General features: G+C 61.8%; 18 protein-coding genes. 4 read left to right on the top strand and 14 right to left on the bottom strand.

Annotated features, from left to right (window positions below):
- Nucleotides 1–16: 16 nt before the first annotated feature.
- From A8B82_RS07840 to A8B82_RS07830, 3 genes are read right to left on the bottom strand one after another with little or no spacing between them, the layout of a single operon-like run.
- Nucleotides 17–469 carry a YaiI/YqxD family protein gene (locus tag A8B82_RS07840; protein WP_067290544.1) on the bottom strand — a complete coding sequence of 151 codons (453 nt, stop codon included), beginning with the start codon at nucleotides 467–469 and terminating at the stop codon, nucleotides 17–19.
- Nucleotides 466–1299: an S-formylglutathione hydrolase gene (fghA, locus tag A8B82_RS07835; RefSeq protein WP_067290458.1), complete on the bottom strand. Its 834-nt coding sequence runs from the start codon at nucleotides 1297–1299 to the stop codon at nucleotides 466–468. The genes A8B82_RS07840 and fghA overlap by 4 nt, the downstream gene beginning before the upstream one ends.
- 60 nt (nucleotides 1300–1359) lie before the next feature.
- Complete coding sequence (locus A8B82_RS07830) at nucleotides 1360–2289, bottom strand: AEC family transporter (protein WP_067290452.1); 930 nt, start codon at nucleotides 2287–2289, stop codon at nucleotides 1360–1362.
- 115 nt (nucleotides 2290–2404) lie between these two features.
- Between A8B82_RS07830 and A8B82_RS07825 the strand changes: the two genes are divergently transcribed.
- Nucleotides 2405–3022, top strand: a complete 618-nt coding sequence (locus tag A8B82_RS07825) for a TetR/AcrR family transcriptional regulator (RefSeq protein ID WP_067290450.1) — start codon at nucleotides 2405–2407, stop codon at nucleotides 3020–3022.
- 22 nt (nucleotides 3023–3044) lie between these two features.
- Nucleotides 3045–3326 carry an I78 family peptidase inhibitor gene (locus A8B82_RS07820; RefSeq protein WP_067290447.1) on the top strand — a complete coding sequence of 94 codons (282 nt, stop codon included), beginning with the start codon at nucleotides 3045–3047 and terminating at the stop codon, nucleotides 3324–3326.
- Nucleotides 3327–3349: 23 nt separating this feature from the next.
- Here the strand turns inward: A8B82_RS07820 and paaK are convergent, their stop codons facing one another.
- Together paaK and paaI are read right to left on the bottom strand one after the other, a co-directional pair.
- Nucleotides 3350–4660: a phenylacetate--CoA ligase PaaK gene (gene paaK / locus A8B82_RS07815; protein ID WP_067290445.1), complete on the bottom strand. Its 1311-nt coding sequence runs from the start codon at nucleotides 4658–4660 to the stop codon at nucleotides 3350–3352.
- Nucleotides 4657–5097 carry a hydroxyphenylacetyl-CoA thioesterase PaaI gene (gene paaI, locus A8B82_RS07810; protein ID WP_067290442.1) on the bottom strand — a complete coding sequence of 147 codons (441 nt, stop codon included), beginning with the start codon at nucleotides 5095–5097 and terminating at the stop codon, nucleotides 4657–4659. The genes paaK and paaI overlap by 4 nt, the downstream gene beginning before the upstream one ends.
- Nucleotides 5098–5214: 117 nt before the next feature.
- Here paaI and A8B82_RS07805 point away from each other — a divergent pair, with 117 nt between their 5' ends.
- A complete protein-coding gene (locus A8B82_RS07805) occupies nucleotides 5215–5562 on the top strand; it encodes a DUF2794 domain-containing protein (protein ID WP_067290440.1) in 348 nt (115 codons plus the stop codon).
- 35 nt (nucleotides 5563–5597) lie between these two features.
- Here A8B82_RS07805 and A8B82_RS07800 read toward each other — a convergent pair whose 3' ends face one another.
- The 3 genes from A8B82_RS07800 to A8B82_RS07790 form a co-directional block, all read right to left on the bottom strand.
- Nucleotides 5598–6389 carry a C40 family peptidase gene (locus A8B82_RS07800; protein WP_067290439.1) on the bottom strand — a complete coding sequence of 264 codons (792 nt, stop codon included), beginning with the start codon at nucleotides 6387–6389 and terminating at the stop codon, nucleotides 5598–5600.
- Nucleotides 6386–7768 (bottom strand): leucyl aminopeptidase family protein, encoded by a 1383-nt coding sequence (locus A8B82_RS07795; protein ID WP_067290435.1) that lies wholly within the window; start codon nucleotides 7766–7768, stop codon nucleotides 6386–6388. Before A8B82_RS07795 ends, A8B82_RS07800 begins: the two co-directional genes overlap by 4 nt.
- A 66-nt stretch (nucleotides 7769–7834) precedes the next feature.
- The gene (locus A8B82_RS07790; protein WP_067290433.1) at nucleotides 7835–8212 is read right to left on the bottom strand and encodes a hypothetical protein; all 378 of its coding nucleotides are present in this window, start codon (nucleotides 8210–8212) and stop codon (nucleotides 7835–7837) included.
- Nucleotides 8213–8359: 147 nt separating this feature from the next.
- On the opposite strand from A8B82_RS07790, the gene A8B82_RS07785 reads away from it, so the two are divergent.
- Complete coding sequence (locus tag A8B82_RS07785) at nucleotides 8360–9010, top strand: carbonic anhydrase (protein WP_067290430.1); 651 nt, start codon at nucleotides 8360–8362, stop codon at nucleotides 9008–9010.
- Between the two features lie 39 nt (nucleotides 9011–9049).
- On the opposite strand, the gene A8B82_RS07780 is transcribed toward A8B82_RS07785, so the two are convergent.
- From A8B82_RS07780 to A8B82_RS07755, 6 genes are all read right to left on the bottom strand, one after another.
- Nucleotides 9050–10672, bottom strand: coding sequence for a DUF4139 domain-containing protein (locus A8B82_RS07780; RefSeq protein ID WP_067290427.1), 1623 nt, complete (start codon nucleotides 10670–10672; stop codon nucleotides 9050–9052).
- A 102-nt stretch (nucleotides 10673–10774) separates the two neighbouring features.
- Nucleotides 10775–11797 carry an aspartate-semialdehyde dehydrogenase gene (locus tag A8B82_RS07775; RefSeq protein WP_067290425.1) on the bottom strand — a complete coding sequence of 341 codons (1023 nt, stop codon included), beginning with the start codon at nucleotides 11795–11797 and terminating at the stop codon, nucleotides 10775–10777.
- 86 nt (nucleotides 11798–11883) lie between these two features.
- Nucleotides 11884–13059, bottom strand: a complete 1176-nt coding sequence (locus tag A8B82_RS07770) for an MFS transporter (RefSeq protein WP_067290422.1) — start codon at nucleotides 13057–13059, stop codon at nucleotides 11884–11886.
- On the bottom strand, nucleotides 13059–13832 hold the full coding sequence (locus tag A8B82_RS07765; protein ID WP_067290419.1) for an aldolase/citrate lyase family protein: 774 nt from the start codon (nucleotides 13830–13832) through the stop codon (nucleotides 13059–13061). The genes A8B82_RS07770 and A8B82_RS07765 overlap by 1 nt, the downstream gene beginning before the upstream one ends.
- A gap of 100 nt (nucleotides 13833–13932) precedes the next feature.
- On the bottom strand, nucleotides 13933–14607 hold the full coding sequence (locus tag A8B82_RS07760) for a winged helix-turn-helix domain-containing protein (RefSeq protein WP_067290416.1): 675 nt from the start codon (nucleotides 14605–14607) through the stop codon (nucleotides 13933–13935).
- Between the two features lies 1 nt (nucleotide 14608).
- On the bottom strand, nucleotides 14609–14899 hold the full coding sequence (locus A8B82_RS07755; RefSeq protein ID WP_067290413.1) for a hypothetical protein: 291 nt from the start codon (nucleotides 14897–14899) through the stop codon (nucleotides 14609–14611).
- Nucleotides 14900–15042: the final 143 nt, after the last annotated feature.

Raw genomic sequence — 15042 nt, 5'->3', positions numbered from 1 at the left:
CTCTCAAAGAGAACGGCTATTGCTGCTGCGCTGCGCGCAGGGCGCGCTCCAGCGCGTCCAGAAAACGGGAGCGGTCGGCCTTTGTAAAGCTCTTGCCGCCGCCCTGTCGGAACGGATCGGCGGCGCGCAGGTCGGCCATCAGGTCGCGGGTGGCCAGCACGTTGCCGATGTTGGCCCCTGTCAGCGCCTCACCGTTGTGTTTGAGCACCTTTGCCCCCGCCGCCACGCATTTGGCGGCGAGCGGGATATCACCCGTGACGACGACATCGCCATTGCCCGCGCGGTCTGCGATCCACATGTCCGCGACATCCGGACCGTCCGGCACGATCACCGTCTCGACCAGCGGGTTTTGCGAGGGGCGCAACCCGCCGTTGGAGACGACGAACATTCGTACCCGGTGCCGTGTTGCCACGCGCTCTGCCTCTGCCTTGACCGGGCAGGCATCGGCGTCGATGTACAGCGCGGTCATGCGCCCCACAACGCTTCGGCATGGAAGGCGATGTGGTCTTCCATGAAGCTGGAGACGAAGAAATAGCTGTGGTCATAGCCCGGCTGCATCCGGAAGGTCGCCTGCTGGCGCTTGGCGGCGATGGCGGCAGCCAGCGCTTCGGGCTTGAGCAGGTCAAGGAACTGGTCGGATGCACCCTGGTCGATCAGGATCGGCCCGTCGAACCCCTTGTCCGCCATCAGAAGGGTCGCATCGTGGCGCGCCCAGGTTGCCTCGTCGCTGCCCAGATAGGCACCAAGCTGTTTCCTGCCCCAGTCGCTGGCAGTGGGGTTTGCGATGGGGGCGAAAGCGGATACCGATTTGAACTGTCCGGTCAGGTTCATCGCAAGGGTCAGCGCGCCGTGTCCTCCCATGGAGTGGCCGGTGATGCCCTGCCGGTCCAGGTCGATGGCGAAGTGTTCGCCGATCAGCGCGGGCAGTTCTTCGGCGATGTAGTCCCACATGCGGAAATGGGATTTCCATGGGTCTTCGGTCGCGTTCACATAGAACCCGGCCCCCTTGCCAAGGTCATAGGCCTCGTCGTCCGCTACATCTTCGCCGCGCGGCGAAGTGTCGGGAAAGACCAGCGCAATGCCATGATCCGCTGCCCAGCACTGCGCGCCGGCCTTGGTCATCGCGTTCTCATGGGTGCAGGTCAGGCCGGAAAGATACCACAGCACCGGCACAGGCCCGTCGCGGGCCTCGGCGGGCAGGAACAGGCCGAACGTCATGTCGCAATTACAGGTTGAGGATCTGTGCGAATAGACCCCTTGCGTGCCGCCGAAACAGGCGTTTTCAGAGATCGTTTTCATCGTGTGTCCTTTCAAAGTTTCGGTTCTCCCGGAGAAATGGGCGGGTAAAAAACCATGCGGTCAAAGCTGGGTGACCCAACCCACAACGAGGCTGACGGTCACGATGCTGGCGGCGGTGGACAACAGGATCGCGGTCGAGACCCGGACCGGCGCAACACCGTAGTGCTGGGCGAGCATATAGACGTTTCCGGCCACGGGCAGCGCGGCAACGGCGATGATGACGCCCGCCTTGAACGGGTCCACGCCGAACAGGAACAGCGCTGCAAAGGCGACGAACAGCGGGTGCAGCACCAGTTTGCAAAAACTCAGCCATCCTGCGATGTGAATCCGCTCGGGCTGGGTCAGGGCAAGCGACGCGCCGATGGCAAACAGGGCACCGGGTGTTGCGGCACCTCCAAGGATGCTGAGAAAGTCGTTCATCGGATCTGGAATGGGTATCCGCAGACCCGACCAGGTGAACCCCAGGACGATGGCGACGATCATCGGGTTGCGGACCAGTCCCTGAGCGATGGATCGCAGCGTCTGAAGCGGTCCCAGACCACCCCGCGCTCCGTTGATCAGGATGACAATCAGGCTGGAGAACACAATCAGGTCTATGGCAAGCACCAGCAGCACCGGGCCGACCGCCTCGGAGCCGAGAAGCAAGGCCAGCATCGGGACCCCAAGGAACACGGTGTTTCCGATCACCGCGCATTGCGCCTCGATTGCGGTTGTTGACACGTCCTGACCGCGCAGGAAACCGACCAGCGTGGCAATCCCGTAGACAAAGGTGGTCCCCCACAGGTAGGCGACCACAAGGCGGGTATCCCAGACCTCCGCCAGTGACAGATTGGCGGAAAACCGAAACAGCATTGCCGACAGGGCAAAGTAAAATACGAACTTGGTCAGATAGGCGGTCGCTTCGGCACTGAAGAACCGGGACCTTCCCGCCCAGAAGCCCAACCCGATCAGGGCAAAGAAGGGCAGAGTTTTCATGAAGATCGCCAGCATGTTCCAAGGGGTATCCAGCAATGCGATCCGGCGCAAGCGTCCAGCGCAAAGGAAATACCGCTTGGAACTAAACGATTCGGTTTATATTGTTGCACCTCCACGCCTCGGAGCAGAAATGAACGTTGCCACCCCCAAGGTTCGCAAGGGCCGGAAATTCGATCAGGTGCTGGAAGGCGCCCGTTCCGTGTTCATGGCCGACGGCTTTGAAGGGGCCAGCGTGGACGAGATTGCCCGCGTTGCAGCAGTGTCCAAGGCGACGCTTTACAGCTATTTTCCCGACAAGCGGCTGTTGTTCATGGAGGTCGCAAGCGCCGAGTGTGTGCGCCAGAGCCAGGAAGCGGTCAAGAGCATCGAAATGTGCGCGCCGCCGCGCGCGGTGCTGGGCCAGGCAGGGCGACACTTTCTGCGGTTTCTGACCTCCACCTTCGGGCAGCAGGTGTTTCGGATCTGCGTTGCCGAATCGGATCGGTTTCCCGAACTGGGCCAGAAATTCTACAATACTGGTCCTGCGGTTGTGCGGGCCGAAATGGTCGCCTATTTCCAGGGGGCCGAAGCGCGGGGTGAACTGCGGATCGAAGATCACGCCTTGGCCGCCGACCAGTTTGGCGAGCTTTGCAAGGCTGACATCTGGGCGCGCCTGATCTTTGGCGTGACAAAGACGGTCACTGACGCGGAAATTGACCGGGTGGTGGACAGCGCGGTCGAAACCTTTCTGGCCCGATACGAAGCATGAGAACGAAATCAAGGAGCAGGACATGAAAACACAGATCGCACTTGTCACCATCGCCGCGCTGGCGGCCTGTGGCCCCCAGCAAAACGGCAGCGCATCGTCCGGTGCCAGCGCAAGCGGTGCTGACACCTGCAACGCGGCGTCCTATGCCGGGATGATCGGGCAGGATGCGGTGGTGGCGCTGTCGATCCCGGATCCCAAGCGGCAATATCGCCTGGGCGATCCGGTCACGATGGATTTCAACGCCTCCCGCGTGAACATCGTGCTGGACCAAACGGACGTGATCGTCGACATCAAATGCGGCTGATCTGATCCGTCGGGCTATCGGACTTATGACTTGGGGCGGTTGTCCACGATCCGCACGGCCTTGCCCTCGGATCGGGGGACACCGCCAACATCGGCCACTTCCACTTTGACGCTGATCCCGACGGTCTGCTTGATCTGGGCAGACAGGGCCTTGGCTGCACCGGCACGAAGATCGTCCGAAACAGAGGCGTCGGCGCATTCGCACAGAATCCGCATCTGATCCATTCGGTCGGGACGGGACAATTCGATCTGGAAATGCGGGGCAAGGCCGCTGGTTGCCATCAGCGCCTCTTCGATCTGGGTCGGAAAGACGTTCACGCCGCGCAGGATGATCATGTCATCCGACCGGCCCGTGACCTTTTCCATTCGCCGCATGGTGCGCGCCGTGCCGGGCATCAGGCGGGTCAGGTCGCGGGTGCGATAGCGGATGATCGGAAAGGCCTCTTTCGTGAGCGAGGTAAAGACCAGTTCGCCTTGTTCGCCGTCTGCGACCGGTTGCCCGGTTTCGGGGTTGATGATCTCGGGATAGAAATGATCCTCCCAGATGTGCAGCCCGTTTTTCGATTCCACACATTCCATCGACACGCCCGGCCCCATCACCTCGGACAGGCCGTAGATGTCGACGGCGTGCATGTCGAACGCCTGTTCGATTTCCAGACGCATCGCGTTGGTCCAGGGTTCGGCACCGAAAATGCCGACTTCGAGCGAGCTGGCGCGGGGGTCGATCCCCTGCGCCGCGAATTCATCCAGAATGGACAGGGCATAGGACGGGGTGACGGTGATCCCCTTGGGTTTGAAATCCTCGATCAGGCGGACCTGGCGCGGTGTCATGCCGCCCGAGATCGGGTAGGTCGAAAGCCCCAGCGCATCGGCCCCCAGATGGATGCCCAACCCCCCGGTAAACAGCCCGTAGCCATAGGCGTTGTGCAGCATGTCGCCGGGTTTCATGCCCGCCGCGCGCAGGGACCGCGCCACCACGCTGGCCCAGTTGTTCAAGTCGCTTTGGGTGTATCCCACGACCGTCGGCTGACCCGTGGTGCCAGAGGAAGCGTGGATGCGGGCCACCTTTTCACGCGGCACCGCGAACATGCCAAATGGGTAATGGTCGCGCAGGTCGGTTTTGACCGTGAACGGGAATTTTGCCAGATCGGCAAGCGATGTCAGGTCATCGGGATGCACACCCGCTGCGTCAAAGCTGGATTTGTAGAACGGTACGTTGTCATAGGCGTGGCGCAGGGACCATTTCATGCGCTCCAGTTGCAGCGCCTCGATCTCGTCCCGGCTGGCGATCTCAATTGTATCAAGTGTGGATTTCGCGGGGGTGAGGTCTTTCATTTCTGGGTCCCTTCCTCTGGGAAATGCTGGCCTTTGACGCTGCGCGACAGCCCGCGAAACAGCGCCACGGCGCGGCCGTCCTCGCCGGTGACAGTGACATCATAGATGCCCGAGCGCCCAGTTCTGGAAGTTTCGACCGCATGGGCAGTCAGCATCTCGTCTGCGCGACCGGGGCTAAGATAGGTGATCTGATTTTGCTGGGCGACAACAAGCTGGTTATAGCTGTTGCAGGCAAAGGCAAAGGCGCTGTCGGCAAGGGCGAAAATGAAGCCGCCGTGGCAAATCTGGTGGCCGTTCAACATCTCGGGCCGGACCTGCATGGTCAGCGTGGCCTGACCGGGGGCGACAGCCGTGATGGTCATGCCCAGCCCGGCAGATGCCCGATCTGCGGCGAACATGATTTCTGTCGATTTTTCCGCACGTTCCTGGGGGGTCATTTGGCGCGCTCTTTATGTTTCATATTTTTGGTGTATTCCATAATTATGTAACTCTTTCAATCATTATCATCTACGTAGGCTCTTGATTTGGGTGGCGAAGGGCGCAACTGTAGTAACATGACAGTGCAATTTCCTCCGCAAGTCACCCCTTTTGAGCGTCCTGCCGAACAGGTCGCATTTCACCGCACCGAACTGTCATTGATCCTGTCGCTTTACGGGCGGATGGTTGCGGCGGGCGAATGGCGCGATTACGGCATATCCTGCCTTCGCGAAGTGGCGGTATTCTCCGTTTTCCGCCGCACTGCCGAGATCCCGCTTTACCGGATCGAGAAACGCCCGAAGCTGCGCAGCAAGCAGGGGATGTATGCGGTGATCGGGGCAAACGGCCAGGTGCTGCGGCGGGGCCATGACCTCAAAGCGGTCCTGCGTGTGCTGGAGCGCAAGCTGATCCGCGCGGTGGAATAGACCAGGCCGGGGTGGCGGACCTTCCTTACGAAAGGTCAACCAGCAGGAAGCGAAAGACGCCGGTGCGCCGTCACGTTGCCGTCGCCCTGTTCCCGGATGCGGGTGAGCGCCTCGGCAATCGGCTCATAGACTGTCTGCATGGCATGCACATTGGCGTGGATCAGCGTTTCGGGGTCGGTGACCAGCGCCACATGCCCTTTCCAGAACAACAGATCGTTGCGCCGGTAGGGGGGCTTTGCCGGTTCCCCAAGGATAAGCTGCTGGTCGCTGTCGCCGGGGCAGGGGATGCCGCAGGCCAGCAGGGCGGCCTGCACCAGCCCGGAACAATCCATGCCCCAGCGGCTGTTGCCACCCCAGAGGTACGGGGTGCCAAGAAACAGCGCGGCGATGGCGGCGGGATCGTCAAAGTGCTGGTCGGCCTCGCGCAGGTGGACCATGGGAATGTGACCGATGGATGTGACGGCAAATCTGCCCTTTTCGCCGGTGACCGCCACCGCGCTGCCGAAACTGAGGCTCTGACATTCCCGCGATTTGAAATCCGCCGCGGTATAGGCATGGGTGGCAGGGGCGCTGACCCTGTGGGTTGCCTTGGCACCGCTGCCCAGCGCCCCGGTGCTGACATGGCCGCAATAGCCGTCCTTGTCCGCCTGAACATAGGTAAACCCGTTGGTGTCTTCCCCCAGCAGGGTCAGGGTGTCACCAAAGAGAAGCTGACGGTCTCTTGGGCCGCCGGGGCTGCGGCACAGATCGGCGACGGCAGCAGTTACCTGTCCCGGTTCTGACCGGGTCACCAGCGCGGCAATGGGCGTCAGGCGCGGGTCGCTCATCGGGTGAGCATTGGCATCAGGGCTGCGTGAAGCGCCCGTGTTGCCTGACCGGCACCGCCCTTGGGGCGGGCAGGGGCAGCGACAGGCTGCCACCCGTAGATGTCGAAATGCGCATAGGGGCTTTCGGTGACAAAGCGGCGCAGGAAAAGGGCGGCGGTGATGCACCCGGCAAAACCGCCCTTGGGCGCGTTGTCCAGATCCGCGATGCCCGGTTCGATCATGCTCTCATAGGGGTCGTGAAAGGGCATCCGCCAGACCGGATCGGCGGTGGCCGCCGCTGCGGCTTCAAGCGCCGAGACAAAGGCGGGATCGTCGCTGAAATAGGGGGCGAGATCAGGGCCGACCGCCACCCGTGCGGCCCCGGTAAGCGTGGCCATGGAAATGATCTGGTCCGGCGCGTCCTCGTCGGCGTAGGCCAGCGCATCGGCCAGCACAAGGCGGCCTTCTGCATCGGTGTTGTTGATCTCGACCGTCAGCCCCTTGCGCGACGTCAGGATGTCCTGTGGGCGGAAGGCATTGCCGGAAACCGAGTTTTCGACCGCCGGGATCAGCACCCGCAATTGCAGGTCCAGCCCCGTCGCCATGATCATATGCGCCAGCCCCAGCACGGCAGCAGCACCGCCCATGTCCTTTTTCATCAAGCCCATGGAGGCACCGGGTTTCAGGTTCAGCCCGCCGGTGTCGAAACAGACGCCCTTGCCGACCAGGGTCAGTTTTGGCCCGCTTTTGCCCCAGCGCATGTCGATCAGACGTGGCGCGCGGTCGGCGGCGCGGCCAACCGCGTGGATCATCGGGAAATTCTGCGTCAGCAGGTCTTCCCCGACGATGATGTCGATCTCGGCACCGTGCTGTTTTGCCAGTGCCAGTGCAGAATCGGCGAGGTCCGGGGGGCCCATGTCCGATGCCGGTGTGTTGATCAGGTTACGTGTCAGCACTTCGCCGGCCGCAATGGCTTCGATCCGGGTTGCGTCCAGATGCTCCGGCGCGACCAACCTTGCGCGCAGGGGCGATTGTGCGCGGTAGCGGTCAAAGGCGTATCCGGCCAACAGCCAGCCAAGCGCCTCGGCCTCAGCCGCGTCTTCGGGCAGGCCGCTGGCAATTTCGTAGCTGCCTTCGGGCAGGGCCGTCACGGCACCGGCCAGGTGGAACCGTCCCCGCGCGCGCGCCTTCGGATTGCCGTAGCCGACAAGGGCCATGCCCGGTTTGCCGTCCGCATCGGAGATCACCAGCGACTGGCCAAGGCCGCCGGTAAAGCCGTTTGCCTCGATCCAGTTCTGAACTGCTGTCGTCTGATCGGCAGACCAACCGTTCAGCGCATCTTCTGAAAGGACGTGCAGCGGCACGGTATTGGCGGTCTTCGGGACAAAGGTGCAGGGCATGGAACGCTTTCGATTTTGGGACAACCTGCGGCGCAGCCTATCCTTTCCAGCGATGCCCGCAAGCCATCAGATCGGGCTTTCGTCGCTGTTCCAAACCGCGCAAAGCGACCGCTCTCCAACCCGCAGCAATCGCGAAAGCGTGGCGGCGATGGCGATGGTATCCCCCCGGTCGATACAGGCAACGACATCTGTGGCAACGCGGGTCACGGCCAGCATCCCGATCTGGCCACCCACGGCGATCAACGTGCGGGTATTCCTGCGCAATTCCGGCATGTCTTGACTGTGATAGAGTTCCGAACAATGCGACAATCGCAGCGCGATGTCCTCCAGCGCGCGGCACAGAATCTCCTCAGCATCGGCTTCGCCCAATTGGGTATACAGCGCGTCCAGCCGCGTTTGATCGACGCATACGTTTTCCATAGGTTTCATTTGCAGAACCAACATAGTCTCACCCCTTGATCAGCCCCCACGGCTGCGGTGCGACTATGCTGCGCAGGTGTTTGAAAAGGGTTGAGGGGACCTACCTTTTCGCTCGAATTCGCCTTTGATTTGGGCTAATTCAGCGTGACCGAGAACAAGGGGATCAGCGCGATGAACAGGGCAAAACCACTGCCGGGCTATCTGATACAGCGGTATCATGGCTGGAAAGCAACAAGCTATGCGGATAACGCTTCGTGGTATCGCAGACTGGCCGACGAGGGGCAGCGCCCACGCGCCATGGTGATCTCGTGTTGTGACAGCCGGGTGCATGTGACGTCGATCTTCGGGGCCGACCAGGGCGAATTCTTCATCCATCGGAATATCGCCAACCTTGTCCCGCCTTATGAGCCCGATGGCGACCATCACGGCACATCGGCTGCGGTGGAATACGCGGTGCGGGTGTTGAAGGTTGCCCATCTGATCGTGCTGGGCCATTCCAACTGCGGTGGCGTCAAGGGCTGCATCGACATGTGCCAGGGCAACGCCCCCGAGATGGACGCGAAAGACAGCTTCGTGGGCCGCTGGATGGACATTCTGCGACCCAAGTATGATGAGGTCTCCAAGATGCCCGAGGGGGTCGAACAGGAACGCCAGTTGGAGAAACTGGCGGTGATGACATCGCTTGAGAACCTGATGACATTTCCCTTTGTGGCAGAGCCGGTCCAGCAGGGGCAGTTGACGATGCACGGCCTCTGGACCGACATCGGCGAAGGCGGGCTTGAATACTACAGCTCGGAAAGCAAGCGTTTCCAGCCCGTTTAACCGGGTCAGCCCATTGGCAGGCGCCGCTGGCGCCCGCCTTTATCTCAGGACCATGCCGTCGGGCCAGTTCAGCTCTTGCTGGATTTCGATTTCACCGGTTTCACCGGCGGCCACGTCGATGTTCCATTGCAGCACCCCGCGCTGGTCCTCGACATTGGTCTCATCCGGTTCGGGGGCCGCGCTCCACTTGATGATCAGGTCATCCTGTATGGTGTAGGGAACGGCGGCCTGAACCTCGACTTCCCAATCGGTCCTGCCAAGGTTCTCGATATCCATGCGGACCTGCTGACGCTGGGCATTTGACCGGCTGATGATGCCGCGATCGCCTTCGGACTGGTTCAGGATCGTATAGGACACTTGCAGGTCTTCGATCGGGCCAAAGGGAACATCCCCCTCACCCCCTGCCGGAACCTGCGGGAATGGCGCGCGCCCGACCAGCGTGTTGTCGATATAAAGCGCTGCCTCATTTGCCGCCAGCAGGGGCTCCTGCGTGGTATTGGTGAATTCGGCCATCAGATACGCCGTATTGTCGAATGCCGGTGCAGCATGGGCATAGCGGCGCGCGTCAAAGCTCAGCTGGTCCAGATTGACCCGCGTCGCGTCCACGCCACTGGCCAGATCAAGCGGGCGCGCCACGGTATAGGTCACACCCGGCCCGTCGAAGGAAGTTGCGACGCTGTCATCGAACCTGACCGCAGATTCCATGACGGGTGCCGCTGCATCCATGCTGCCGCTTTCCTTGCGCAGCGACGCCATGGGGCGGGGTGGCTCCGGCTCTTCGATCCGGCGCAGCTGAGGCGCCACCACGCTGGGGCGAATCTGCGATGCAGGTGCCAGCGTGGAAAGGGTAACCGCAACATCCTCCCAGTTCTCGCCGCTGTACTGCGCGATCATGGCCCCCCGGACGATTTCCAGCGTCGAAGGGTCGTCACCGCGCAGGTAGAGGTCATAGACCGGCCGCCAGCCCGCATCGACGGGATAGCTCAGTGACAGGGTCAGCTCCCCCTCGGCCTCGGCTGTGACCGACAGGGTCAACTGCGATACTTCCTTGGGCGGCGGAGTGAGAGCGGCAAGCGCGGCTTTCGCATCATTCAACTCCTTGTCGAGATCCTCGCGGTCTCTCTCGATGTCTCGGGCGCGTTGCTGCGCCGCAAGGGCGGCCTGCCGGGCGGCCAGCGTTTCGGTTTCGACCATCCGGGCGATATCGCTCAGGGTTGTCACATCGCTTGGCAACCCTTCGTTTGTTCCCAAAGCGCCCAGAAAGCCGACCTTTGCCTCTGCCGCAGCGGCGGCAAGGCGGGCTTCGGCGACCCGGTCCTCAAGATCGGTGATCGCGCGTTCTGCGGCCTTGATGCGGTCCTTCGCAGAAGTGACTGCGGCGCTGTCAGTGTCGGGACGGGGGGGAACGGCAGAGGAGCGGAATTGCGTCGCCCCAAGGCGCGCGCCGTCCAGGCTGACCCGCAGCATGTCGCCCTGCATCCAGGCAGGCAGATCGGGCAGGATGACCTCATGCGAACCGGCAGGAACGGTGAAGGCAACCTCGCGCGTGACCTGCGCGCCGTAGCCGTAGACGACGGCGGCAGTGGGGGCACTGGCAAGGGTAAATGTGTCGGCCTGGGCCACGGTGGGCAGGCTGAGCAGGCAGGCGGCAACAATACGCATCGGGTAATCCCTGTGATCAATAACTGGCCACATTGTGCAAGCCTGCCGGGCAAAAGAAAAGGGGCCGCAAGGCCCCTGATCCCGGTCAAAGCGAAAGCCCGCCTAACCCTTTTTCAGAACCTCACGGCCCAGCAACTCGGCGATCTGTACCGCGTTCAGGGCGGCACCCTTGCGCAGGTTGTCGCTGACGCACCACAGGTTCAGGCCGTTGTCGATGGTGCTGTCCTGACGGATGCGGCTGATGAAGGTCGCGAAATCGCCCACGCATTCGATCGGCGTGACGTAGCCACCGTCCTCGCGCTTGTCGATCACCATGATGCCGGGCGCCTCGCGCAGGATCTCGCGCGCTTCGTCCTCGTCCAAATGATCCTCGAACTCGATGTTGATCGCCTCCGAGTGGCCCACGAAGACCGGGACGCGGACGCAGGTGGCCGTGACCTTGATCTTGGGGTCCACGATCTTTTTGGTCTCTGCAACCATCTTCCATTCTTCCTTGGTCGACCCGTCTTCCATGAAGACGTCGATATGCGGAATCACGTTGAAGGCGATCTGCTTGGTGAACTTTTTCGCCGGTTTGTCGTCGACCGGGTTGTAGATCGACTTGGTCTGATCCCACAGTTCGTCAATGCCTTCCTTGCCCGCGCCGGACACGGATTGATAGGTGCTGACCACCACCCGCTTGATCGTCGCACGGTCGTGCAGGGGCTTGAGCGCAACAACCATCTGCGCGGTCGAACAGTTCGGGTTGGCGATGATGTTGCGCTTTGCGTAATCATGGATCGCCTGCGGGTTCACCTCGGGAACGATCAGCGGCACGTCCGGATCGTAGCGGTAGAGTGACGAGTTGTCGATCACCACGCATCCGGCCTTGGCGGCACCCGGCGCGTACTTCTTGGTGGCGTCTGAGCCCACGGCGAACAGCGCCATGTCCCAGCCCGTAAAGTCGAACGTGTCCAGATCCTTGCATTTGAGCGTCTTGTCCCCAAAGCTGACTTCCGTGCCCATGGATTTGCGGCTGGCCAGGGCCACGACCTCATCCACGGGGAACTGGCGCTCTGCCAGAATGTTCAGCATTTCGCGGCCCACATTGCCTGTGGCGCCCACGACGGCGACGCGATAACCCATCTGAATTCTCCAATGTTATGTGTGATGGTGGCTGCCCTTTATCGCGCCTGTCGGCAAAGGGAAAGGGCTGCGCGATGCGCGGGCGGTCAGGCGGCGCGGTCGCTGCTGAAAAGGTACACCAGCAACCCCGCCACCAGGCAGGCACCCAGCAGGACAAAAACCATCATATAGGGCAGTACCGTGTCGCCCGTTCCGGCATAGTGGTGATAGACCCGTCCGGATGCGAATTGCAGAATGCCGACCCCGCCGATGCTGAAGAGGTTGAGCATGGTCACCCCCCGTCCGATCAGATGCGGCGGCAGAAAGCTGCGCCCATGCGCCATGATCACCGCATAGCCGCTTCCAAAGAACCCGATGGCACAGATCAGCCCGACCGCCAGGACCAGCGAATGCGCGGGCAGCAGGATCACAGTGAAGGTCGCAAGGCAGGTGACCATCGCCCCGCCTGCCAGCATCCATTTGCGCGACGGAAAGAGCCGGTCGGCAAAGCCGTAGAACAATGTACCGGAGATCATGGCGGTGCCCATCAGCAGGCTTGCAAGCCCTACTGCACTGGTATCCGCCCCGAACACATCTGTCAGGTAGGGACCAATCCAGAGGCCGCGCACCGCGCCCGGCAGGGCATAGTTGACCCCCATCAGGGGAAAGATGAACCAGAGCGCCCGCAGTTTGAAAAGCTCTGCAAGCGACCCCTTGGTTTCGCCTTCGACCTTGGCGGGGTCCCTGACCCACAGATAGATCGACAGCGCCACCAGCGTCGACAGGCCGCCCAGCCCCCAGAGAGAGGTGCGCCAGCCCAGCAGTTCCGCCGACAGCGCCATCGGATAGGAGGCCACGAGGTTGCCCAGGCTGCCCACCCCAACCATGACAGACGCCAGAAGGGCAAACCGCATCGGCGGGTATTCGCGGGCAAAGATATAGTAGGACGCCATCAGCACAGGCGCGCAGCCGACGCCGATCAGCGTCATCGCGATGGCGATATGCAGTGGGCTGGTTGCCATCGCAAACACAGCCGCCCCGCCGCCGCCGCCGATCAGCAGCAGCCCGGCGGCGGTCCGGCGGGGACCGATGCTGTCCAGGGCCGCGCCAATCGGGATCTGTGCCGCCGCGAAGGCGACGAACCACAGGCCGGAGGCAAAGGCCAGGTCATCTGGCGAAGCGCCGATATCCTGTTCAAGAATCTTGGCCAGCACGGCCAGGAAGGCGCGAAAGAACTGGCTCAGCACATAGGCAAGCGCCAGCAGGATCAGACCGATATGCATCAGGCTTGGGGTATCCATTTCCGCGCCAGCGCCTGTGCGGTGTGGCTGAGCAGCAGGACATCGGCACCGACGGCAACAAACTGCGCGCCTGCCGCCAGGGCTTCATTTGTCATTTCGTCCCTTGTGGAAAGGATGCCGGGCGCTTTGCCTGCGACCTTGATCCGGCGCAGGGCGTCCATGATTGCGGTCTGAACATCCGGATGCTGGGCATTGCCCATATGCCCCATGTCCGCCGCCAGATCGGCCGGCCCGATAAAGACTCCGTCCACCCCATCAACAGCAAGGATATCGTCAAGTGCGGCCAGCCCCTTGAGGTTCTCGACCTGCACCAGCAGGCATGTCTGCGCATCGGCAGTAGCGCCATAGTCAGTGATCTGCGAGAAACGCGACGCACGGGTCAGCGCATATCCCACGCCCCTGTCGCCGTGGGGGGGATAGGTCACATCGCGCACCAACTGCCGGGCCTGGTCGGCGCTTTCCACCATCGGAACCAGCACGGTCTGCGCGCCTGCGTCCAGCACCTGCTTGATCATGTAGGTTTCGCCGATCGGCAACCGAACCACGGCGTGACTGGGTGAGGCGGCAAGAACCTGAAGTTGCGCCAGGATCGACCGCAGGTCGTTGGGCGCATGTTCACCGTCGATCAAAAGCCAGTCGAACCCGGCGGTGCCCATCAGTTCGGCGCTGAAAGTATCGGCAAGGCCGAGCCAGCAGCCAAAGACTGTTTCGCCCGCGCTGAGGGCTTTTTTGAAGGGGTTCACAGGTACGGGCATGACAGGGGTCCTTGCAGTTTCTGCCGGACCCTACGCCGGGCCGTGTCCTGTTGACCAGAGGGTGCGAACAGGCGCACTGCCTTGTATCGCGCGGCGGGGGTCAGATGACCTTGATCACGTCCTTGTCGATGGCCAGCATGTAACCGCGCCGCGCGATGTTCTTGACCAGAAGCTCACTGACAATCTGGTTGCCCAGCGTATCGCGCAACCGCTTGATTCGCGTTGCCCCTGCGGCCTCGTCGCAATCGGCGGCGTTGCGGCCGGAAATGACCCCTTCGATCTCGGAACCGGACAGGACGTCATCGTCCATCCGGGCCTCGGCCAGCACGCTCATGGTTTCCATTGCCGCATCGGTCAACTTGAAGCCGAGGTTGTTGAGGTACACGGTATTTTCCTCGCGACTGATAAGAAGCGAATTCACCTGGATGCCCGCCCGCTCGATCTGGGCCATGCGACGGTTGAAACCAACCAGCATGATCAGAAAGACCAGCGCCGCCACCAGCATCGCCGTGGCAAAGACCAGCAGCACAAAGATCACCATGCGATAACTGTTGAGGGTTTCGGAAAAGGCGGTGCCGGATTGTGCCAGGATCTCCAGCAACTTGATTTCCGTACCGGATGTCAGGTCATCGTTCTCGACAAAGATACGTGTGACTTCGGCATTGAAGGCATTGGCATCGGGCAGGGACCAGAACAGCAGCCCTGCCGCGATCAGCAGGGCCGCGACAATTGCTGTAATTCCGGCACCCACAATGCGGCCGCCAAAGCGGCGCATGTCAGAAGCGGAGATAGTTTGATCCTGCACTGTCTCTCCTCTGTGCCAACCCGTCCTCGCCAAAGACCGACAGGATGTTGAGCAGGGTCCACCCCTGCGCCGAAAGCCGGGCGGAAAGCTCCGCCTTGGCGGCACCTGCATTGCAGGCCCCGTTGATTTGCGCAACGCCGTAGTGCAGGCGCAGCGGGTTGTCTTGCTTGGCCTTGTAATCGGCATAACACCCCGCCGCCGAGACAGGCAGGGCAGCAGCGATCAGACCCGCAGACAGAATGGAAAGGATGGCGTGTTTCATGTAGTATCTCTGCGCTTTTGTCCGCTGATATTCAATATCCAAAGGGGTTTAGAGGTTCTGATATCCGATAACATTCCCCTGATATTGCCTGTCTTGCCCCCCTGACCCCAGTTTGATCCCATCAGCAGGCGGCCCCCGTCTGC

This window comes from Sulfitobacter sp. EhC04, from assembly GCF_001650875.1.
Classification (GTDB): Bacteria; Pseudomonadota; Alphaproteobacteria; order Rhodobacterales; family Rhodobacteraceae; genus Sulfitobacter.
This window is presented reverse-complemented; position numbering and strand designations above follow the sequence as displayed.

What these genes read in the sequence shown, in the direction of transcription:
- A8B82_RS07840 (WP_067290544.1), bottom strand. Translation starts at nt 469, where the DNA reads ATGACCGCGCTGTACATCGACGCCGATGCCTGCCCGGTCAAGGCAGAG.
- fghA (WP_067290458.1), bottom strand. Translation starts at nt 1,299, where the DNA reads ATGAAAACGATCTCTGAAAACGCCTGTTTCGGCGGCACGCAAGGGGTC.
- A8B82_RS07830 (WP_067290452.1), bottom strand. Translation starts at nt 2,289, where the DNA reads ATGCTGGCGATCTTCATGAAAACTCTGCCCTTCTTTGCCCTGATCGGG.
- A8B82_RS07825 (WP_067290450.1), top strand. Translation starts at nt 2,405, where the DNA reads ATGAACGTTGCCACCCCCAAGGTTCGCAAGGGCCGGAAATTCGATCAG.
- A8B82_RS07820 (WP_067290447.1), top strand. Translation starts at nt 3,045, where the DNA reads ATGAAAACACAGATCGCACTTGTCACCATCGCCGCGCTGGCGGCCTGT.
- paaK (WP_067290445.1), bottom strand. Translation starts at nt 4,660, where the DNA reads ATGAAAGACCTCACCCCCGCGAAATCCACACTTGATACAATTGAGATC.
- paaI (WP_067290442.1), bottom strand. Translation starts at nt 5,097, where the DNA reads ATGACCCCCCAGGAACGTGCGGAAAAATCGACAGAAATCATGTTCGCC.
- A8B82_RS07805 (WP_067290440.1), top strand. Translation starts at nt 5,215, where the DNA reads ATGACAGTGCAATTTCCTCCGCAAGTCACCCCTTTTGAGCGTCCTGCC.
- A8B82_RS07800 (WP_067290439.1), bottom strand. Translation starts at nt 6,389, where the DNA reads ATGAGCGACCCGCGCCTGACGCCCATTGCCGCGCTGGTGACCCGGTCA.
- A8B82_RS07795 (WP_067290435.1), bottom strand. Translation starts at nt 7,768, where the DNA reads ATGCCCTGCACCTTTGTCCCGAAGACCGCCAATACCGTGCCGCTGCAC.
- A8B82_RS07790 (WP_067290433.1), bottom strand. Translation starts at nt 8,212, where the DNA reads ATGTTGGTTCTGCAAATGAAACCTATGGAAAACGTATGCGTCGATCAA.
- A8B82_RS07785 (WP_067290430.1), top strand. Translation starts at nt 8,360, where the DNA reads ATGAACAGGGCAAAACCACTGCCGGGCTATCTGATACAGCGGTATCAT.
- A8B82_RS07780 (WP_067290427.1), bottom strand. Translation starts at nt 10,672, where the DNA reads ATGCGTATTGTTGCCGCCTGCCTGCTCAGCCTGCCCACCGTGGCCCAG.
- A8B82_RS07775 (WP_067290425.1), bottom strand. Translation starts at nt 11,797, where the DNA reads ATGGGTTATCGCGTCGCCGTCGTGGGCGCCACAGGCAATGTGGGCCGC.
- A8B82_RS07770 (WP_067290422.1), bottom strand. Translation starts at nt 13,059, where the DNA reads ATGCATATCGGTCTGATCCTGCTGGCGCTTGCCTATGTGCTGAGCCAG.
- A8B82_RS07765 (WP_067290419.1), bottom strand. Translation starts at nt 13,832, where the DNA reads ATGCCCGTACCTGTGAACCCCTTCAAAAAAGCCCTCAGCGCGGGCGAA.
- A8B82_RS07760 (WP_067290416.1), bottom strand. Translation starts at nt 14,607, where the DNA reads ATGCGCCGCTTTGGCGGCCGCATTGTGGGTGCCGGAATTACAGCAATT.
- A8B82_RS07755 (WP_067290413.1), bottom strand. Translation starts at nt 14,899, where the DNA reads ATGAAACACGCCATCCTTTCCATTCTGTCTGCGGGTCTGATCGCTGCT.